The following is a 15,641-nucleotide window of genomic DNA, read 5'->3' as shown; positions in this document are numbered from 1 at the left end:
TTGGGGTGCAAGCATTTGTCGATCCTCGGCGTGTCGGTCAACCGATTCGCGGGGGAATCGCAGGTGAGCGAGTTTGACCTGACCGTGAGTGGTAAGTACTCTCGAACAGTCACCCTGTGGTGAGGTGGCGGTTTCGTGCTGGCTCGAGTCCAGTTTCGAGGTCGTTCCATCCCCACCCTGTGGATGAACACCTGAGTTTTCGCCAATGTTAGATCCATGACGCCGGGAGGCGTCGATGAACTTCGAGGAGTGTTGACCGTGGCCAAGGGCAAGCGGACGTTCCAGCCGAACAACCGACGCCGCGCGCGCGTTCACGGCTTCCGTCTTCGTATGCGGACCCGTGCGGGTCGTGCAATCGTTTCGGCGCGTCGCCGTAAGGGCCGCGAATCTCTCACCGCCTGATCCCGACACTGGGTTCGGGAGCTCGGGGTGTTGCCTGAGCCGCACCGATTGCGTCGTCATTCAGATTTTTCGTTGACTGTGCGACGTGGTCGTCGGATGGGAAGACGCGACCTGGTTGTGCACGCATTCGACCGTGCGCAGGCAGATGAGCTGGTGAGTAGCGGCGGTCCGCGATTCGGACTGGTTGTGAGTAAGGCTGTCGGGCCGGCGGTGATTCGACATCGAGTCGCACGCCGGCTTCGTCATATCTGCATCGACCTCGTGGACGTGGTTCCACGGGGAACCGATGTGGTGATTCGGGCTCTTCCGGGAGCTGCGACTGCAAGTAGCCGGGACCTGGAGAAGCAACTTCGTGCAGGTCTCCTTCGATTGGACCTTCTTGCGCCCGTGAGTACCTCCGCATGAAAAGCGCACTCCACGAGTCGCGCGCCGACACGGCCGAGGCCACCTCCTCGGCCTCTTCCGCGTGGAAGTCGGTCCGTGCGTTACCGGCGCGCACTCTCATTTTCTTCATCGAGCTCTACCGGACGTATGTGTCGCCCCTGAGGATGCCGACCTGCCGGTTCATGCCGACCTGTAGCGAGTATGCGGTGGAATCCCTGCGTACCCACGGGGCGATCAAAGGCCTTTTTTTGACGGTGGTTCGGTTGGCGAAGTGTGCCCCCTGGCACCCTGGTGGGTGGGACCCGGTCCCTGCCCGTCGCGACCGTCATGCGGGTGGCCGTCGTTGCTGTCCGGCGAACGTGGACGAACAGAGGAGTACATAGAGCCGTGCTCGACTTCATTTACTATCCGGTGTCCGGGATCCTGTGGGTCTGGCACAAGATATTCGGTGCCATTCCCTTCCTCGGGCCGGACAGCGGTGTCACATGGGCACTCTCCGTGGTGTTCCTCGTGTTCACGCTGCGTGCCGTGCTGTACAAGCCGTTCGTGAAGCAGGTTCGCACGACGCGCCAGATGCAGGAACTTCAGCCGCAGATCAAGGCTCTGCAGAAGAAGTACTCGGGCGACCGCCAGCGTCAGGCCGTCGAGATGCAGAAGCTCCAGAAGGAGCACGGGTTCAACCCCATCATGGGCTGCCTCCCGGTTCTCGCGCAGGCTCCGGTCTTCATCGGCCTGTTTCACGTGCTTCGCTCGTTCAACCGCACCGGCACCGGATTCGGGCAGCTCGGCATGTCGGTCGAGGCGAACGCGAACACGCCGAACTACTTCTTCAGCGTCGAGGACGTGCAGTCCTTCCTGAGTGCTCGACTGTTCGGCGCTCCCATCTCGGCCTGGATCACCATGCCGAAGGAACAGCTCGACGCGTTTGCTGCCTACGGCCCGATCCCCACCGTGCTGAACATCGCCGTTGTCGCGGTTCCGCTGATGGTCATCGCCAGCATCGCGACCCACTTCAACTCGCGCGCTTCTGTGGCTCGGCAGAGCCCCGAGGCCGCCGCCAACCCGCAGTCCGCGATCATGAACAAGCTCGCGCTGTGGGTCTTCCCGCTCGGTGTGCTCGTCGGTGGTCCGTTCCTCCCCATCGCGATCCTCCTGTACTGGGTGAGTAACAACATCTGGACGTACGCGCAGCAGCACATCGTCTTCCGTCGCATCGACCAAGAAGAGGAAGAGAAGAAGCAGGCTGCCATCGCACGCCGGGCGGACAACGCTCCGAAGCCCGGTGCACGTCCCGATCTCACCAAGAAAAAGAAGAAGTCCGCGACCGCAACGGACGGTTCTTCCTCAGCGGACGAGCCGGAGATCGTCGAGGGCGTCGTCGAAGACAGCGCCTCCGATCAGGTGAGTGGTGACGGTTCGACTGCGGGTACGTCGAAGCCGAAGCCCGGTGCCCGCCCCCAGTCCAACCGCGGAAAGTCCCCCAAGCGCAAGCGGCGCTGATTCAGAAAAGAGAACGAGCATGGCTAGTGAGCCTGACATCGCAGTGGACGGAGATGAGACAGACGTGACTGCAACGACGCAGAACCCGGACACCGAGGTGGATTCCGATTCTGACGACTACCTGATCGAGGAAGGGGAAATCGCCGGCGACTACCTGGAGCAGCTGCTCGACGTACTCGACTTCGACGGCGATATCGACCTGGACGTCGAAGGTGACCGTGCTGTTGTCAGCATCGACGGTGGAGACGATCTCACCAAGTTGGTCGGGCGCAAGGGTGAGGTGCTGGACGCACTCCAGGAACTGACTCGCCTCGCCGTGCAGCAGGCGACGGGCGAACGTAGTCGCCTGATGCTCGACATCGCCGGATGGCGTGCCGGCCGTCGCGCCGAACTGACCGAGCTGGGTTCCTCGGCTGCCCGCCGCGTACTCGAGAGCGGTGAACGCGAGGAGCTCGCTCCGATGACGCCGTTCGAGCGCAAGATCGTTCACGACGCGGTCGCGAAGGTCGATGGCGTGTCGAGCGAGAGCGAAGGCGCCGAGCCTTCACGTCGCGTGGTCGTCATCAAGGACTGATCCACAGAAGCATCACCAAGGCGGGGCTCGCGGATCCATCTCCGGGAGCCCCGCCTTTTCGCTGTCCGTATGTCGCGATCCGTCACTTTGGCTTCGTTTCGTTTCACGTGAAACACGCACCCCTCCCCTCCCCCACCGAGAGGTCGGGTGTCCGCGGCGAGATTTCGTGCGCCACCGTCGCGTGACTGCGCTGTCTCAGGACTTCGTGGACAGTGCGGGCGGGTAACTTCGCCACCGGTCCGCCGACCTTCGCCCCCGATCGTGCCGTCTACCTTCGCCTTGTTCACCGTCTGGATGAGGGTTTCCAAGATGGACCAGAGCACCCGCAGCTCGGTCTCGATCGCGGCGTGCGCGCGAGCGCTTCGACGAGATGACTCTTCCCGTCTCGGACGTCCCGGAGGCGGCCGAGTCCACCCGGCGATGCGCCCCATCGATCAGCGGCGGGAAGCGGAAATCGCTGACGATATCCCCCGCAAGCAGGTGGGGTCGCCGGCATCGTCTGGAACTCTTTCAACAACCCTCGGCGGCCCAGGCCGAGTGGACTCGAGCCCGGGTCTATGGGCGGGGGTCAAGATTGGGATGCCGCACCTCGCTCAGTTTTGAAGGGGCCGCCCGCACGTGAATCCGTCGGGGCGCTGTGGGCGAAGCGATCGAGTTACTCTCCTGCCGCCGACGACTGCTGGGATCGTCGAGAAGGGTGCGGGGTCCATCGAAGCTCTCCTCTGCTCATCCGGCGATGGTGAGCGGAACGATCCGCAAGTGTCCGCGATGTCTCGAGACATACCACTTACGCGTCAGTGGTTCGGTGCGATGAGTTTCGATGCTTCTCGAAGTCCACATCATTGAAGCGACCGAAGCGGTGCCGTCTACTGGATGGAGTGAATGATGAGCGAGGACGAACGACAGATCCGGGATCTGATCGACCGTTGGGCTGAGGCTGTGCACAGTGGCGACATGGCCGGGGTTCTCGCGGACCACTCCGACGACATCGTGATGTTCGACGTGCCACCGCCATACGAGGGCGCTCGTGGAATCGATGCGTATCGCGAGACATGGCCGCCGTTCTTCGAATGGCAGTCGCAGGGTGCCAGGTTCGAGATGCTGTCATTGGATGTGACGGTCGGCGAGGATGTTGCGTTCGCCCATGCGCTCCTCCGCTGTGGAATGGAAGCGGAGCTCGCCGACAATCCGGAGAACCGGCTCCGCCTCACAGTGGGGTTGCGAAAGGAAGACGGTCGTTGGCTCGTCGCTCACGAGCACCACTCCTTCCCGGACACCACGGTCTGACCCATCGCGTATGTGGAGTCCACGGGTCGTCCATACCACACCCGGGAGTTTCGTCACTGTGATGATTGAAAACTCGGGCTTCGTCGGAGTGAAGCTGCCGAGAGCTAGCGTCGAGTAGGCGTGGATGGCTTCGCCTTAGTTGGGAGGTCGGCCATTCGCTGGACCCTTGCGTCTGCCGAGTTGGGACGGCGGCCGGGTAATGCACGGACGGGGTCGGTTCTGTTCCACGTGAAACACAGGACAGTTGTTCCACGTGAAACTGCCCGCGCCGAATGCGATCAGACGGACCACCGTCCCGGGCGCGCACCGGCGCAGAACAATCTCGGGCCGGGACACGGCCGGCCCCAGATAGACCCCTTGCGATCCGTCGCCTGTTCCACGTGAAACATGCGCGCGTCGATCGCCCCGCTGTTGATCCGCAGAACCAGATGACGCGATGTGCGCGAGATCCATCGCAGAGAGGGTTCACCGGCGAGGCGACGGCGGGACCGCCGAGTCGAACGGGCGCTTCACCGACAGTGCACACCCAACCCCTCCCCTCCCCCACCGGAAGGGGGTGCGGCTCGACACTGTTCCGGCGTTGCGCGTTCGAGTTAAAGGACATAGTCGTGACGGAGGGCGGATAATAAAGAAGCTGTGTTTGTTGATTTCGCGTTATTCGCGGGAGGATGTTTCACGTGGAACCGAATGGTGGAGAGCCGGCCGAATGGGACGAACAAGCGGCGGCACGCCAGGTGTTCGGTGAACGATTCGATATCGCGGAGCGCTACTACAAGTCGCTGGCGACCGACGGTGTCGAGCGGGGGTTGATCGGGCCCCGGGAGGTTCCGCGACTCTGGGAACGTCATCTCCTCAACTGTGCCGTCGTCGGTGAACTGATCGCCGAGGGTGAGTCGGTCGTCGATGTCGGCAGCGGTGCCGGGTTGCCCGGTATCCCGCTCGCGATCGCCCGACCCGATCTCCGGATCACGTTGGTGGAGCCGCTGCTGCGACGGTCGGTGTACCTCGCCGAGTTCGTCGAGTCGAACGGTCTGGACGTGCTGGTGGTCCGGGGCCGGGCCGAGGAGTCGGGGGTGGTGAAGGAAGCCGGCGGCGCAGACGTCGTGACGTCCCGCGCGGTGGCGCCGTTGGAGAAGTTGGCCAAGTGGTCGCTGCCGCTTATCCACGAGCATGGGAGAATGCTCGCATTGAAAGGTTCGAGCGCCGCCGAAGAGATTTCCCGTGATCGCGCTTCCCTGACTCGGTTGGGTGCTGGCAAGCTGGATATCGTGGAATGCGGAGTGGGCCTGCTTCCTGTCCCCACCGTTGTCGTTCGGGCAGAACGTGTACCGAAACGCCGTCAGCGTCGATGACGATGTCCACGGTGACTAGGGAGTGAATATGTCGAGTAACGAGCGATTCCCAATTGAAGGAGTAGTCAATGTCGGGTGGGCCTGAATCCGCCGTTTCACGTGAAACAGTTTCACGTGAAACCGACCATCAATCCGACCAGGCGACGAGCTCCGGGAACGGAGACGACGGATTCACGGCCCCCTACAACGGAATCTCCGTCGAGGAGACTCCGATCGGTGCCGCCGCGCACCGCGCGAGTCAGGTACTGCACCCCCACTCGGTGAGTCTGCCGAAGCCGCCCGAACGGCGGATCCTCACGATCGCCAATCAGAAGGGCGGCGTCGGTAAGACGACGAGCGCGGTCAACCTCGCCTCCGCCCTCGCGGTTCAGGGACTCACCGTTCTGGTCATCGACCTCGACCCGCAGGGCAACGCCAGCACGGCGTTGGGCGTCGCCCACCACTCCGGTGTGCCGTCCAGCTATGAGCTTCTCCTCGGTGAGGTGACGGCTGCGGAGGCGATCCAGAAGAGTCCGCACAACGACCGGCTGTTCTGCATTCCGGCCACGATCGACCTCGCCGGCGCCGAGATCGAATTGGTCTCCATGGTCGCCCGCGAGGGACGGCTCAAGGGCGCGCTCTCGGAGAAGGCTCTCGGCGAGGTGGATGCCGACTTCATCCTGATCGACTGCCCGCCCTCGCTCGGACTGCTCACGGTGAACGCGATGGTCGCGGCCAAGGAAGTTCTGATCCCGATCCAGTGCGAGTACTACGCCCTCGAGGGTGTGGGACAGCTGCTGCGGAATATCGAACTGGTGCAGGCACATCTCAACCCGGATCTCCACGTGTCGACGGTCCTTCTCACGATGTACGACGGGCGCACCAAGTTGGCCGACCAGGTGGCCGAAGAGGTCCGCACCCACTTCGGTGACGCCGTCCTCCGTGCCGTCATTCCCCGCAGCGTGAAGGTGTCCGAAGCGCCCGGGTACGGCATGACCGTGCTCGATTACGACCCCGGCTCGCGGGGTGCCATGAGTTACCTCGACGCGGGACGTGAACTCGCAGCACGCACCGCACACATCACGAAGCAGGAGCAGCGATGAGTCAGACGCGTAAGGGTGGACTTGGCCGTGGACTGGCCGCGCTCATTCCTACGGGACCGACCACGACGGGACCGGGGCTGGGCAACGCCGCCGCGGACGTCGTGATCGGCGCGGACCGACGCACCGTACTGACCGCTCCCGCGCCGAACTCGTCGGACTCTGCGACGGACGAGCAGACCGCTCCCGCGTCCACGGGAAACAATGGAGGGAGCAACGGCGCCGACGGCGAATCCGGGAACGGTGCTCAACCCCTCCCCTCCCCCACCGGGGCGGTGTACCGGGAGATCGCCCCCGACCTGATCGAGCGGAACCCCAAGCAGCCGCGTCAGGTGTTCGACGACGACGCTCTCGCCGAACTCGTCCACTCGATCCGTGAGTTCGGGTTGATGCAGCCGATCGTGGTGCGTCCGCTCGACGACGGCAAGTTCCAGCTCGTCATGGGCGAGCGTCGGTGGCGTGCCAGCCAGGAAGCCGAGCTGGAGACGATCCCGGCGATCGTTCGCGAGACCGGCGACGACGCCATGCTTCGCGACGCGCTCCTGGAGAACATCCACCGCGTGCAGCTGAACCCGCTCGAAGAGGCCGCGGCGTACCAGCAGTTGCTCGAAGAGTTCGAGGTGACCCACGAGGAACTGGCGGCGAAGATCGGTCGCTCGCGTCCCGTGGTGACGAACATGATCCGACTGTTGAAATTGCCGATTCCCGTGCAGCGCCGCGTCGCGGCGGGTGTGCTGTCGGCCGGGCACGCTCGCGCCCTGTTGTCGCTCGAGGCCGGAGCCGACGCGCAGGAGGTGATGGCGGCACGCATCGTCGCGGAGGGCATGTCTGTTCGCGCGACGGAGGAGGCGGTGACGCTCGCCAACCGCAGCGACGACCAGGCGGCGCAGCCCGCCCAGCGCCGCAAGCCGATCCAGATGCCGGGCCTGCAGGACGTCGCCGAGCGGCTGTCGGATTCGTTCGACACGAGGGTCACGGTCAGCCTCGGCAAGCGCAAGGGCAAGATTGTGGTCGAGTTCGGTTCGGTGGACGATCTTCAGAGGATCGTTGGGATGATGGAGGCACAGAAGGCCGATTCATGAGCGCCTGAGAGAGGTAGAAGTACCCGCGGGTGATCCGTCACTGTGACAGTGGCCGCTGACGGACCGACTCCAGCAGAACTATCGGGGGCGAAAAACGTTGAATACCAGAGGATGTCGAATGATCTGCGGTAGTGACATATGGAGGCTGAGCTAGCCAGTGTCGACTCACGTCACATCGCTCACTCTCGACGGCTTGGACAAGCTCTCCGCCCACGCTCGTCGCTGTGTCTTCTGGGAAATGGATCCCGCGGCGATCCACAGTTCGCGCGGATTCTGCGATCAGGAGTTCGAGAAGGAAGCCTGGCTCTCCATGGTCATGCTCGAATGGGGATCGTGCGGACAGGTGGCCGTCATGGACGGCAAGCCGGTCGGCAGCGCCCTCTACGCTCCCCCGCGGACCGTGCCGCGCGCGCAGCTTCTCCCGACCGCTCCGGTCGGTGCCGACGCCGTCCTCCTCACCAGCCTTCGGCTCGAGCCGGCCGGTGAAGAACAGAATCTGGGAACCACGTTGATCCAAGCCGTGGTGGCCGATCTGGTGCGCCGCGGTGTTCGCGCGCTCGAGGCGTTCGGTATCCGCAACACCGACGGAACCGGGCCGATCGACACACACGGGATGGCGTCAGCCACAGCGGCCCGCGAGTGCTCCCCCGAGGAGTGCATGATCCCCGCCGAATTCCTCGAGGACAACGGCTTCGAAATCGTCGCGCCCCATCATCGGTTCCCGCGCCTACGGCTCGAGCTGAATCGGGATCACGGGTGGAAGGAAGACGTCGAGGCTGCCCTGGAGCGTCTCATCCACACCGCGACGGTGAGCATGGTCGACATCGGGGAGCGCACACCCGTCGGTGCGCACTGAGCGTTCGGGAACGAGACGTCAGGAACGTTCGGAGGAAGACAGCTCTTCGGCGAGCAACTCGGCGAACGTGAACGTTCCGGTCGGCTGATCGTCCTGACCGAGCAGGTACAGACGCTTCACGGAGATGAGGATCGCTTCGGCGATGGCGTCGCGCGCCCGCGGGTTGGAGAGCACCGCGGCGTCGAGGTCGTTGGTGAGGTACCCGAGGTCGATCTGCACGGTCGGCATGTTCGTCAGGCGCAGCAGGTCCCAGGTGCGACCGTGGGTCCGGCAGTCCTGCAACGGCGTGCGCGCCACGATCTCCCGCTGAATGAATCCGGTGAGAACCTGACCGATCATCGACGTAGAACCGTGCGAGTTACCGAAGTGGAAGCTCGCGACACCGTTGGCGGACGGGCTGGTGTTGCCATCGCAGCGCAGCGAGATCATCAGGTCGGCATCGAAGGCGTTCGACGTGGATGCGCGTTCGATGTCCGTGGGATTGGCGTGGTGCGGGCGGGACAGGAACGTCTCCATGCCCGTGGCGGCCATGCGGCCCTCGAGGCGGCTGGCGAGGTCCCACAGGATGTCGGACTCCGAGATCGTGCCATACGCGGACCGGACGATGGTGCCGTAGGTGTCGCCGCCGAGGCCCGGATCGATGACGATCCGCTTGCCGCTCAGCTGGGGTCCCGAGCTGCGAACCATTTCTTCTTCGCTCATCGCGTGCGGTGAACCACCGGTGACGCGGGTGCCGAGCAACTCGAGCGACCGCAGGGTTGCCGGACCGCAGATGCCGTCGGCGGCGATCCCGATCTCCCGCTGGAACGAGGACAGCGAATCGTGGGTCTGCGGTCCGAAGAAGCCGTCGACGCGTCCGACGTAGAAGCCGAGATCCTGCAGGCGGGTCTGCAGGGTGGCGACATCGTCGCCGTAGAGCGGTGCGGACAGCTGGTAGATCAGCGTGCGCGCGCCCAGGCGGTACGACGCCTCTTTCATGGACCGGTAGGTGGCAGGACCCACGATTCCGTCGACGAGAAGCCCACGCTGCTGCTGGAAGGCCCGTACGGCGCTGTCCAGGTGATGATCGAACACGGCGTCGGGGGCGATCCAGTGCGAACCGTTGGTGCCTTCGCGCCGGGTGTCCGCGATGCCGTTGTGCAGGAAACCGAGACCGGCCAGAGTGCCCCGAATCTCAGCAACGGCCGGACCATGGTCGCCGTGACGGAGTCGGTGCATGTTTCAGGGCCTCTCAGTCCGAATCAACGAGTACATACGAGTCTCGGTACAAACAAAACGATCGATGTGTTCCGGTCGGTCTAGCTGATGCGACTGGAGCACATCGATCGATTGTCTCAGAGATTCCCACAAAATCGGGAATCGTGCCGGGTGTTCGGGTGTCGATCAGAGAACGTCGGCGAGCTCTTTCAGCAGCGCAGCCTTGCCCTTGGTGCCGACGATCGTGTTGATCGGCTTTCCGTCCTTGAACAGGATCAGCGTGGGAATCGACATGACCTGGAAGTCGCGGGCAGCGCCCGGGTTCGCGTCGATGTCGAGCTTCGCGATGGTCAGCTTGTCGCTGTGCTCACCGGCGATCTCCTCCAGGACGGGGGCGATCATCTTGCACGGGCCGCACCAGGTGGCCCAGAAGTCGACGAGGACAGGCTTGTCACTGGAAATGACGTCTTGCTGGAACGAATCATCGGTGATGGTGACGGTATTCGACACGGGGATTTCCCTTACTCGAGGTGGGTGTGTGTGGGTGAGGTCAGGCGTCGACCGGCGAGCCGGCGGCGGCGACAGTGTTGGCAGTGATGTCGCCGCGCTCTGCCAGCCAGCGCTCGGCATCCATCGCCGCGGAGCAACCGGTGCCGGCGGCGGTGACCGCCTGCTGGTAGATGTGATCGACCAGGTCGCCGGCGGCGAAGACACCGTCCACGGAGGTGGCGGTGGTCGGCGTCTTGACGATCACGTAGCCGGCGTCGTCGAGGTCGACCTGTCCCTTGACGAGCTCGCTGCGCGGGTCGTGACCGATGGCGACGAACATGCCGGTGACGTCCAGCGTGGAGGTCTCACCGGTGACGGTGTCGCGGATCACGAGGCCGGTGACGCTGTTCTCGCCCAGCACCTCGACGGGCGCCGCGTTGGTCACGAACCGGATCTTCGCGTTCGCCTTGGCGCGCTCGAGCATAATGCGGGACGCACGGAACTCCTCGCGGCGGTGCACCACGGTGACGCTGCGGGCGAAGCGGGTGAGGAAGGTGGCCTCCTCCATGGCGGAGTCGCCGCCGCCGACCACGACGATGTCCTGATCCTTGAAGAAGAATCCGTCGCACGTGGCGCAGGCGCTGACGCCGCGGCCGAGCAACTTCTCTTCACCCGGAATCCCCAGGTAACGGGCTGCGGCGCCCATTGCCAGCACCACCGCGTGCGCCTGGTAGGTCTCGCCGTTGACGACGACCTTCTTGATCGGGCCCGTGAGGTCGAGTTCCTCGACGTCCTCGGTGCGGATGTCGGTGCCGAAGCGCTTGGCCTGCTCCCGCATCTGATCCATCAGGTCGGGTCCCATGATTCCCTCACGGAATCCGGGGAAGTTCTCGACCTCGGTGGTGGTCATGAGGGCGCCACCGAACTGGGTCCCCTCGAACTGCAGCGGTTCGAGTTCCGCGCGCGCCGCGTAGACGGCAGCGGTGTATCCGGCAGGTCCCGAACCAACGATGATGAGTTCATGAACCGTCGATGGAGTGGTCATGCGGGCCTTCCAGTAGTGAGGGGTGCTCAGTCGTATGGATCAACACAAGACTAAAGGGTGTTGTTCCCCGACTGCAGGTGATACCGGTCGCTCCCCCCGCAGGCGCCCTGATCAGCGCAGAGTCTCCCGGATGACGCAGCGGGTGCCCGTGTAGATGGTGGGCATGCATTTGTTGCAGTGGATGCAGAGTCCCTCGGCCACGTGCCGGTCGCGGAACTTGTTGACGAGGTCCGGGTCGCGGAGCAGGGCGCGCGCCATCGCGACGAACTCGAACCCGTCGCCGAGTGCGTTCTCGATGGTGTCGAGCCTGTTGATGCCGCCGAGGAGGATCAGCGGCATCGACAGGGCCTCGCGGAACTGCCGGGCCATCGGGAGGAAGAACGCTTCCTCGAACGGGTACGTCGGAAAGATGCGCGGCCCGTAGACCTTCAGACCCCAGCCCACCAGCTTGGGCTGTGAGGCAACGAATTCCGCCATCGGGACTTCGCCGCGGAAGAAGTACATCCCGTTGAGCAACGAGCTGCCCCCGGTGAGCTGCAGTGCGTCGAGATGCCCGTCGGCTTCGAGGAGCTGCGCGATGCGGAGACTGTCGTCGAGCCACAGCCCTTTCGGGACACCGTCCGTCATATTGAATTTGGCCGTGACGGCCACCGAGTCGCCGACGGCGTGGCGCACCCGCTCGACCACCCGTCGGGGGAACGCCGCCCGCCGCTCCAGGCTGCCCCCGTACTCGTCGGTCCGCTTGTTGAGGTTGGGGCTCATGAACGAGCTGAGAAGGTAGTTGTGCCCGAGGTGGACCTCGATCGCGTCGAATCCGGCCTCGACGGCATTCCGGGCCGCGTCCTCGAAGTCGCGGGTGACCTGGTCGAGTTCTTCTCGGGTGGCACCCTTCACCAGACCCATGGCGGGCGGGCTGAGGCGGGTGGACGGCGCGAGGGTCTTGGTGCGGTTGGACAGTGTGTTCGCGACCAGACCGGCATGACCGATCTGCGCCGCGACCAACCCGCCTTCGGCGTGAACGGCGTCGGTGAGTCGGCGTAGGTCGGGGACGCGGGCGCGGTCGAGAACGAGGGTGTTCGCGTGGACGCGTCCGCCGGGTGAGACGGCGCAGTACGCGACGGTCGTCAGGGCGGCGCCACCGCGAGCAACCTCGGCGTGGAAGTCGACGAGCTGGTCGGTGACCCGGCCGCGGGGCATGACGCCCTCGAACGTGGCTGCCTTCACGATGCGGTTGCGCAACGTCAGGGGACCCAGGCGGGCCGGCTCCCAGATCCCGGGCCGGGGTGGTGGAACGGTCATGGTGGTCTGCCTTCGAGGGTGGTGGTGGGAGGGCGTTTCAGGCGAAGGTCGCGGCCAGCGCCGCGCGGGCAGGCCGCCAGGTGAGCCCGAGCTCGTCGCGGGTTCGCGAGTCGTCGGTCGGGGTCGCCGAGGTGAGCAGCCACGCTGCCTCGTAGCTGAGCCCCGCGCTGAGGGGCGTGAACCTGCCGACCACGTCGGCGATCCGTCCGAGCGCGCGAAAGGTGCTGCCCGACAGCGGGATGCGCCGGAGGCGACGGCCCGAGGAATGTTCGAGGACGTCGATGAGGTGGTTGAACTCGACGAGTTCGCCGCCGCAGACGTATCGCCGGGGTCCGCGGCCGGGGTGCATCGCGGCGGTGTGGACCGCGGCCACGTCGCGCACGTCGATCATCTGCATGCCGCCGTCGAATCGGGGCGCCACCCCGCCGCTGACGATCGCGCCCCATCCCTGTTCGGTGACGCCCTTGGTGGATCCGAGCCCGGGACCGACGACGCTCGTCGGGTAAGTGATGACCACGGGGGCGCCCGCGTCCTGGAGTGCGCGGGCGATGCGGTCGGCGGCCGCTTTGGTGCGGCCGTACGCGCTGCGGCCAGACGCCGTCGGACTGTCCGGTCCGATGACGGCGTCGGGTGACGGAAACAGGGCACTGAAACTCGCGACGTGGATGATCGGGTCGAGTCCGAGGAAGGCCGCCCGGGTGAGGATCGCGGCGGTGGCCTGCGTGTTGATCTCCCACATCAGCTGTTCGCGACGATCGTCGGTGCCCACTACCCCGGCGGCGTGGAGTAGCGCGTCGCAGCCGTCGAGGAGGCGTGCGACCACTTGGGCGTCGCGGATGTCACCGACCACCTGCTCGATCCGCGCGGCGTCGTCCCCGGCTGCCACGAGCAGGGTGTCGGGAGATTCGGCGGGCGGCACCAGCAGTCGAACCGTGTGGCCGGCGGCGAGGAGCGCCAGCGTGGTGTGGGCGCCGACGTATCCGGTGCCGCCGGTGACCGCGATCTTCATGTGTTCGTCCGTTTCAATTACGATGCCACTGGACTCGTAATAGGTACGATATAGCGCGGAAGGCACTTCTGTCCCACAATTCGAACCAATGAATGCAACTGGAACCGGCCGCCCCCGCGACCCGCGGATCGACACCGACGTCCTCGCGGTTACCCGGGCGATGCTCGTGGAATCGGGCTGGGATCAACTGAGCATGCGGGCCATCGCGACGCGGTCCGGGGTGAGCAGGGCCTCCATCACCCGACGATGGCCGTCGAAGGCGCATCTGGTTCTCGACGCCATCCTCGGTGCGACACCCGACCTGACACCGTTCGAGGGCGCCGACCGCGAAGGCTGGATCCGCTGGGTGGTGACCGGCAGTGCCGAATTGTTCTCGCGACCGGAGGTGCGAGCGGCCACGCCGGGTCTGCTGGCAGCGATCCGCGACCACGACGACCTCCGTACCGCGCTGTGGCGGGGATTCAGCGGGCCGAGTACTCAGCTGTTCGAGAGCGAGGTGGACCCGGCCGGGTCGAGCACCGCGACGGCCGTGCTGGTGCTCGCTGCCGGCGCCGCGCTGTTCACCAGCCTGATCGCCGTCGAGGACGACACTCCGGAACTGCGTGGGAAGATCCTCGAGCTACTCCTGCCGGGCGCCCGTTCGGAGCGGGAACGATCTTGAGGATCAACCGATCTCGGTGACGGCGATCGTCGCCGGATCTCCCGCGCCGCACTCACCGCCGACCACCAGGGCCGTGATCTGCGGCGGACGCGGCGCGGCCACCAGCAGTAGTACCCCGGGAACACCGTCGAGGCGAACCTCGCCGGAACCGAGCAGGGGGCGGGACGGTTCGATACCGTTGGCGCGCAGGCATTCCGACAGTTGTGCGGGATCCTCGAGTGGTCCGAGCTGCCGCGAACCGATCACGGTGAGGAGGCGTCCGGAGTCGAGACCGGTGCCCAGATCGAGAACGGCTGGTGCCGGCGAGGTTTCGGAACTGGGCAGGGCGACGACCGGGGTCTCGGGTTCCTGCCTGTCCGGCGTGACGACCGCGACTGCCACCACGACCGCTGCCGCCGCCGCGAACGTCCCCGCGGCCGCGGCAGCCCACTTCCGTCGCCGGGTGAGTGGGACCACGGTGGCCTCGGCAGGTGTGTCCCGCTCCGCGGCGAGAGCACGGTTGATGCGGTCGGCGACGTCGGCGGGAATCGGGGTCGAGACGGAATGATCGCGTCCGAGCGCGCCCAACTGATCAGTGACCCGGTCGAGGGCGTCGATCACGGCCATCGCCTGCGGGTCGTTCCGGACGAGCGGCCACAGGCGATCGCTGACCGAGTCCGGCAGCACCCCGGCGTGCAGATCGGCCAGTAGGTCCTCGGAGTACGGCGGGACTGGCAGCGCGGCATCGGACGGATCGGGTTCACGGTCGGCCATGGCACCTCCTCACCGAGTCGTTGTGGTCCGGGACGACAGGACAGTTCCCCGCTCCTACTACGTTTTGACGCCCCGGAGTCATGATCGGTTCCCCTCCACCCGAAAATATTCGAGAGAGGCGGCCAGCTTCTTCCGGCCGCGGGCGCAGCGGCTCTTCACGGTGCCTTCCGGAACCCCGAGAAGCGCGGCCGCCTCACTCGTCGAACGGCCCTCGAGGTCGACGGCCACGATCGCGGTCCGCTGATCCGGTGGGAGCTGCGCCAGTGCGCGCTCGACCACCATGCTGAGCTCCACCTCGGAAACGTAGTCGCGGGCGTCGCGCGGTTCGTCGTCCTCGTCGGCGGACAGGGACACCGCCGGACGAGCCTTGTTGCGGCGGATGCGGTCGAGGCAGGCGTTGACCACGATCGTGTGCAGCCAGCTGCGGACCGCGGCGTCCCGGCGGAACGAGCCCGCGTTACGGTGCGCGGACAGCAGCGCCTCCTGCAGGGCGTCCGCCGCGTCCTCGGTGGTGTAGCTGGTGCGTTTGGCGACGTGCCACAGGTGGTCGTAGTGCCGCGAGAGCAGTGTCTCGAAGGCGTGCCGATCGCCGGCGACGTGCGCAGCCAACAGGTCGACGTCCGAGGGCTGACCCTCGGAATCCCCCCGGAAGATTCGCACCGGCGGATGTTA

General features: G+C 65.5%; 18 protein-coding genes. 11 read left to right on the top strand and 7 right to left on the bottom strand.

Annotated elements, in window-relative coordinates; all coding sequences use genetic code 11:
• The first annotated feature begins 258 nt into the window (after positions 1-258).
• The 10 genes from rpmH to ACLIVD_RS36885 all read left to right on the top strand — a co-directional run bounded on the left by rpmH (position 259) and on the right by ACLIVD_RS36885 (position 8,516).
• Entirely contained in the window at positions 259-402 is a 144-nt protein-coding gene (gene rpmH, locus ACLIVD_RS36930) for a 50S ribosomal protein L34 (protein ID WP_005263481.1), read from the top strand.
• 27 nt (positions 403-429) lie between these two features.
• Positions 430-807 carry a ribonuclease P protein component gene (gene rnpA / locus ACLIVD_RS36925; RefSeq protein ID WP_280783060.1) on the top strand — a complete coding sequence of 126 codons (378 nt, stop codon included), beginning with the start codon at positions 430-432 and terminating at the stop codon, positions 805-807.
• Complete coding sequence (gene yidD / locus ACLIVD_RS36920) at positions 804-1,169, top strand: membrane protein insertion efficiency factor YidD (RefSeq protein ID WP_280783059.1); 366 nt, start codon at positions 804-806, stop codon at positions 1,167-1,169. The genes rnpA and yidD overlap by 4 nt, the downstream gene beginning before the upstream one ends.
• Before the next feature lie 4 nt (positions 1,170-1,173).
• Positions 1,174-2,286, top strand: coding sequence for a membrane protein insertase YidC (gene yidC, locus ACLIVD_RS36915; RefSeq protein ID WP_491931700.1), 1,113 nt, complete (start codon positions 1,174-1,176; stop codon positions 2,284-2,286).
• Positions 2,287-2,305: 19 nt separating this feature from the next.
• Positions 2,306-2,860, top strand: a complete 555-nt coding sequence (locus tag ACLIVD_RS36910; protein WP_005249113.1) for a Jag family protein — start codon at positions 2,306-2,308, stop codon at positions 2,858-2,860.
• A gap of 882 nt (positions 2,861-3,742) precedes the next feature.
• Positions 3,743-4,147: a nuclear transport factor 2 family protein gene (locus ACLIVD_RS36905; protein ID WP_491931699.1), complete on the top strand. Its 405-nt coding sequence runs from the start codon at positions 3,743-3,745 to the stop codon at positions 4,145-4,147.
• Between the two features lie 668 nt (positions 4,148-4,815).
• The gene (gene rsmG, locus ACLIVD_RS36900; protein WP_005249117.1) at positions 4,816-5,499 is read left to right on the top strand and encodes a 16S rRNA (guanine(527)-N(7))-methyltransferase RsmG; all 684 of its coding nucleotides are present in this window, start codon (positions 4,816-4,818) and stop codon (positions 5,497-5,499) included.
• A 68-nt stretch (positions 5,500-5,567) separates the two neighbouring features.
• Positions 5,568-6,581: a ParA family protein gene (locus ACLIVD_RS36895; RefSeq protein ID WP_005560835.1), complete on the top strand. Its 1,014-nt coding sequence runs from the start codon at positions 5,568-5,570 to the stop codon at positions 6,579-6,581.
• On the top strand, positions 6,578-7,660 hold the full coding sequence (locus ACLIVD_RS36890; RefSeq protein ID WP_491931698.1) for a ParB/RepB/Spo0J family partition protein: 1,083 nt from the start codon (positions 6,578-6,580) through the stop codon (positions 7,658-7,660). The genes ACLIVD_RS36895 and ACLIVD_RS36890 overlap by 4 nt, the downstream gene beginning before the upstream one ends.
• Before the next feature lie 157 nt (positions 7,661-7,817).
• On the top strand, positions 7,818-8,516 hold the full coding sequence (locus ACLIVD_RS36885) for a GNAT family N-acetyltransferase (RefSeq protein WP_280783056.1): 699 nt from the start codon (positions 7,818-7,820) through the stop codon (positions 8,514-8,516).
• 18 nt (positions 8,517-8,534) lie between these two features.
• Here ACLIVD_RS36885 and ACLIVD_RS36880 read toward each other — a convergent pair whose 3' ends face one another.
• The 5 genes from ACLIVD_RS36880 to ACLIVD_RS36860 form a co-directional block, all read right to left on the bottom strand.
• Positions 8,535-9,734, bottom strand: a complete 1,200-nt coding sequence (locus ACLIVD_RS36880) for an N-acetylmuramoyl-L-alanine amidase (RefSeq protein WP_005560831.1) — start codon at positions 9,732-9,734, stop codon at positions 8,535-8,537.
• A 165-nt stretch (positions 9,735-9,899) separates the two neighbouring features.
• The gene (gene trxA, locus ACLIVD_RS36875) at positions 9,900-10,223 is read right to left on the bottom strand and encodes a thioredoxin (RefSeq protein WP_005249122.1); all 324 of its coding nucleotides are present in this window, start codon (positions 10,221-10,223) and stop codon (positions 9,900-9,902) included.
• A gap of 40 nt (positions 10,224-10,263) precedes the next feature.
• Positions 10,264-11,247: a thioredoxin-disulfide reductase gene (trxB, locus tag ACLIVD_RS36870; protein WP_280783055.1), complete on the bottom strand. Its 984-nt coding sequence runs from the start codon at positions 11,245-11,247 to the stop codon at positions 10,264-10,266.
• A gap of 111 nt (positions 11,248-11,358) precedes the next feature.
• Complete coding sequence (gene nox / locus ACLIVD_RS36865; protein ID WP_280783054.1) at positions 11,359-12,546, bottom strand: 4,4'-dithiodibutanoate disulfide reductase; 1,188 nt, start codon at positions 12,544-12,546, stop codon at positions 11,359-11,361.
• Between the two features lie 37 nt (positions 12,547-12,583).
• Positions 12,584-13,555 (bottom strand): NAD-dependent epimerase/dehydratase family protein, encoded by a 972-nt coding sequence (locus ACLIVD_RS36860; protein ID WP_005560827.1) that lies wholly within the window; start codon positions 13,553-13,555, stop codon positions 12,584-12,586.
• Positions 13,556-13,643: 88 nt separating this feature from the next.
• Between ACLIVD_RS36860 and ACLIVD_RS36855 the strand changes: the two genes are divergently transcribed.
• On the top strand, positions 13,644-14,216 hold the full coding sequence (locus ACLIVD_RS36855) for a TetR/AcrR family transcriptional regulator (protein WP_491931697.1): 573 nt from the start codon (positions 13,644-13,646) through the stop codon (positions 14,214-14,216).
• Positions 14,217-14,219: 3 nt separating this feature from the next.
• Here the strand turns inward: ACLIVD_RS36855 and ACLIVD_RS36850 are convergent, their stop codons facing one another.
• Positions 14,220-14,969: an RsmA family anti-sigma factor gene (locus ACLIVD_RS36850; protein WP_491931696.1), complete on the bottom strand. Its 750-nt coding sequence runs from the start codon at positions 14,967-14,969 to the stop codon at positions 14,220-14,222.
• Between the two features lie 78 nt (positions 14,970-15,047).
• Positions 15,048-15,629 (bottom strand): RNA polymerase sigma factor SigM, encoded by a 582-nt coding sequence (sigM, locus tag ACLIVD_RS36845; RefSeq protein WP_491931695.1) that lies wholly within the window; start codon positions 15,627-15,629, stop codon positions 15,048-15,050.
• Positions 15,630-15,641 lie beyond the last annotated feature (12 nt).

The organism is Rhodococcus sp. G6(2025) (assembly GCF_058628105.1).
The sequence above is the reverse complement of the archived record's forward strand: the minus strand, read 5'-3'. Positions and strand labels throughout refer to the sequence as shown.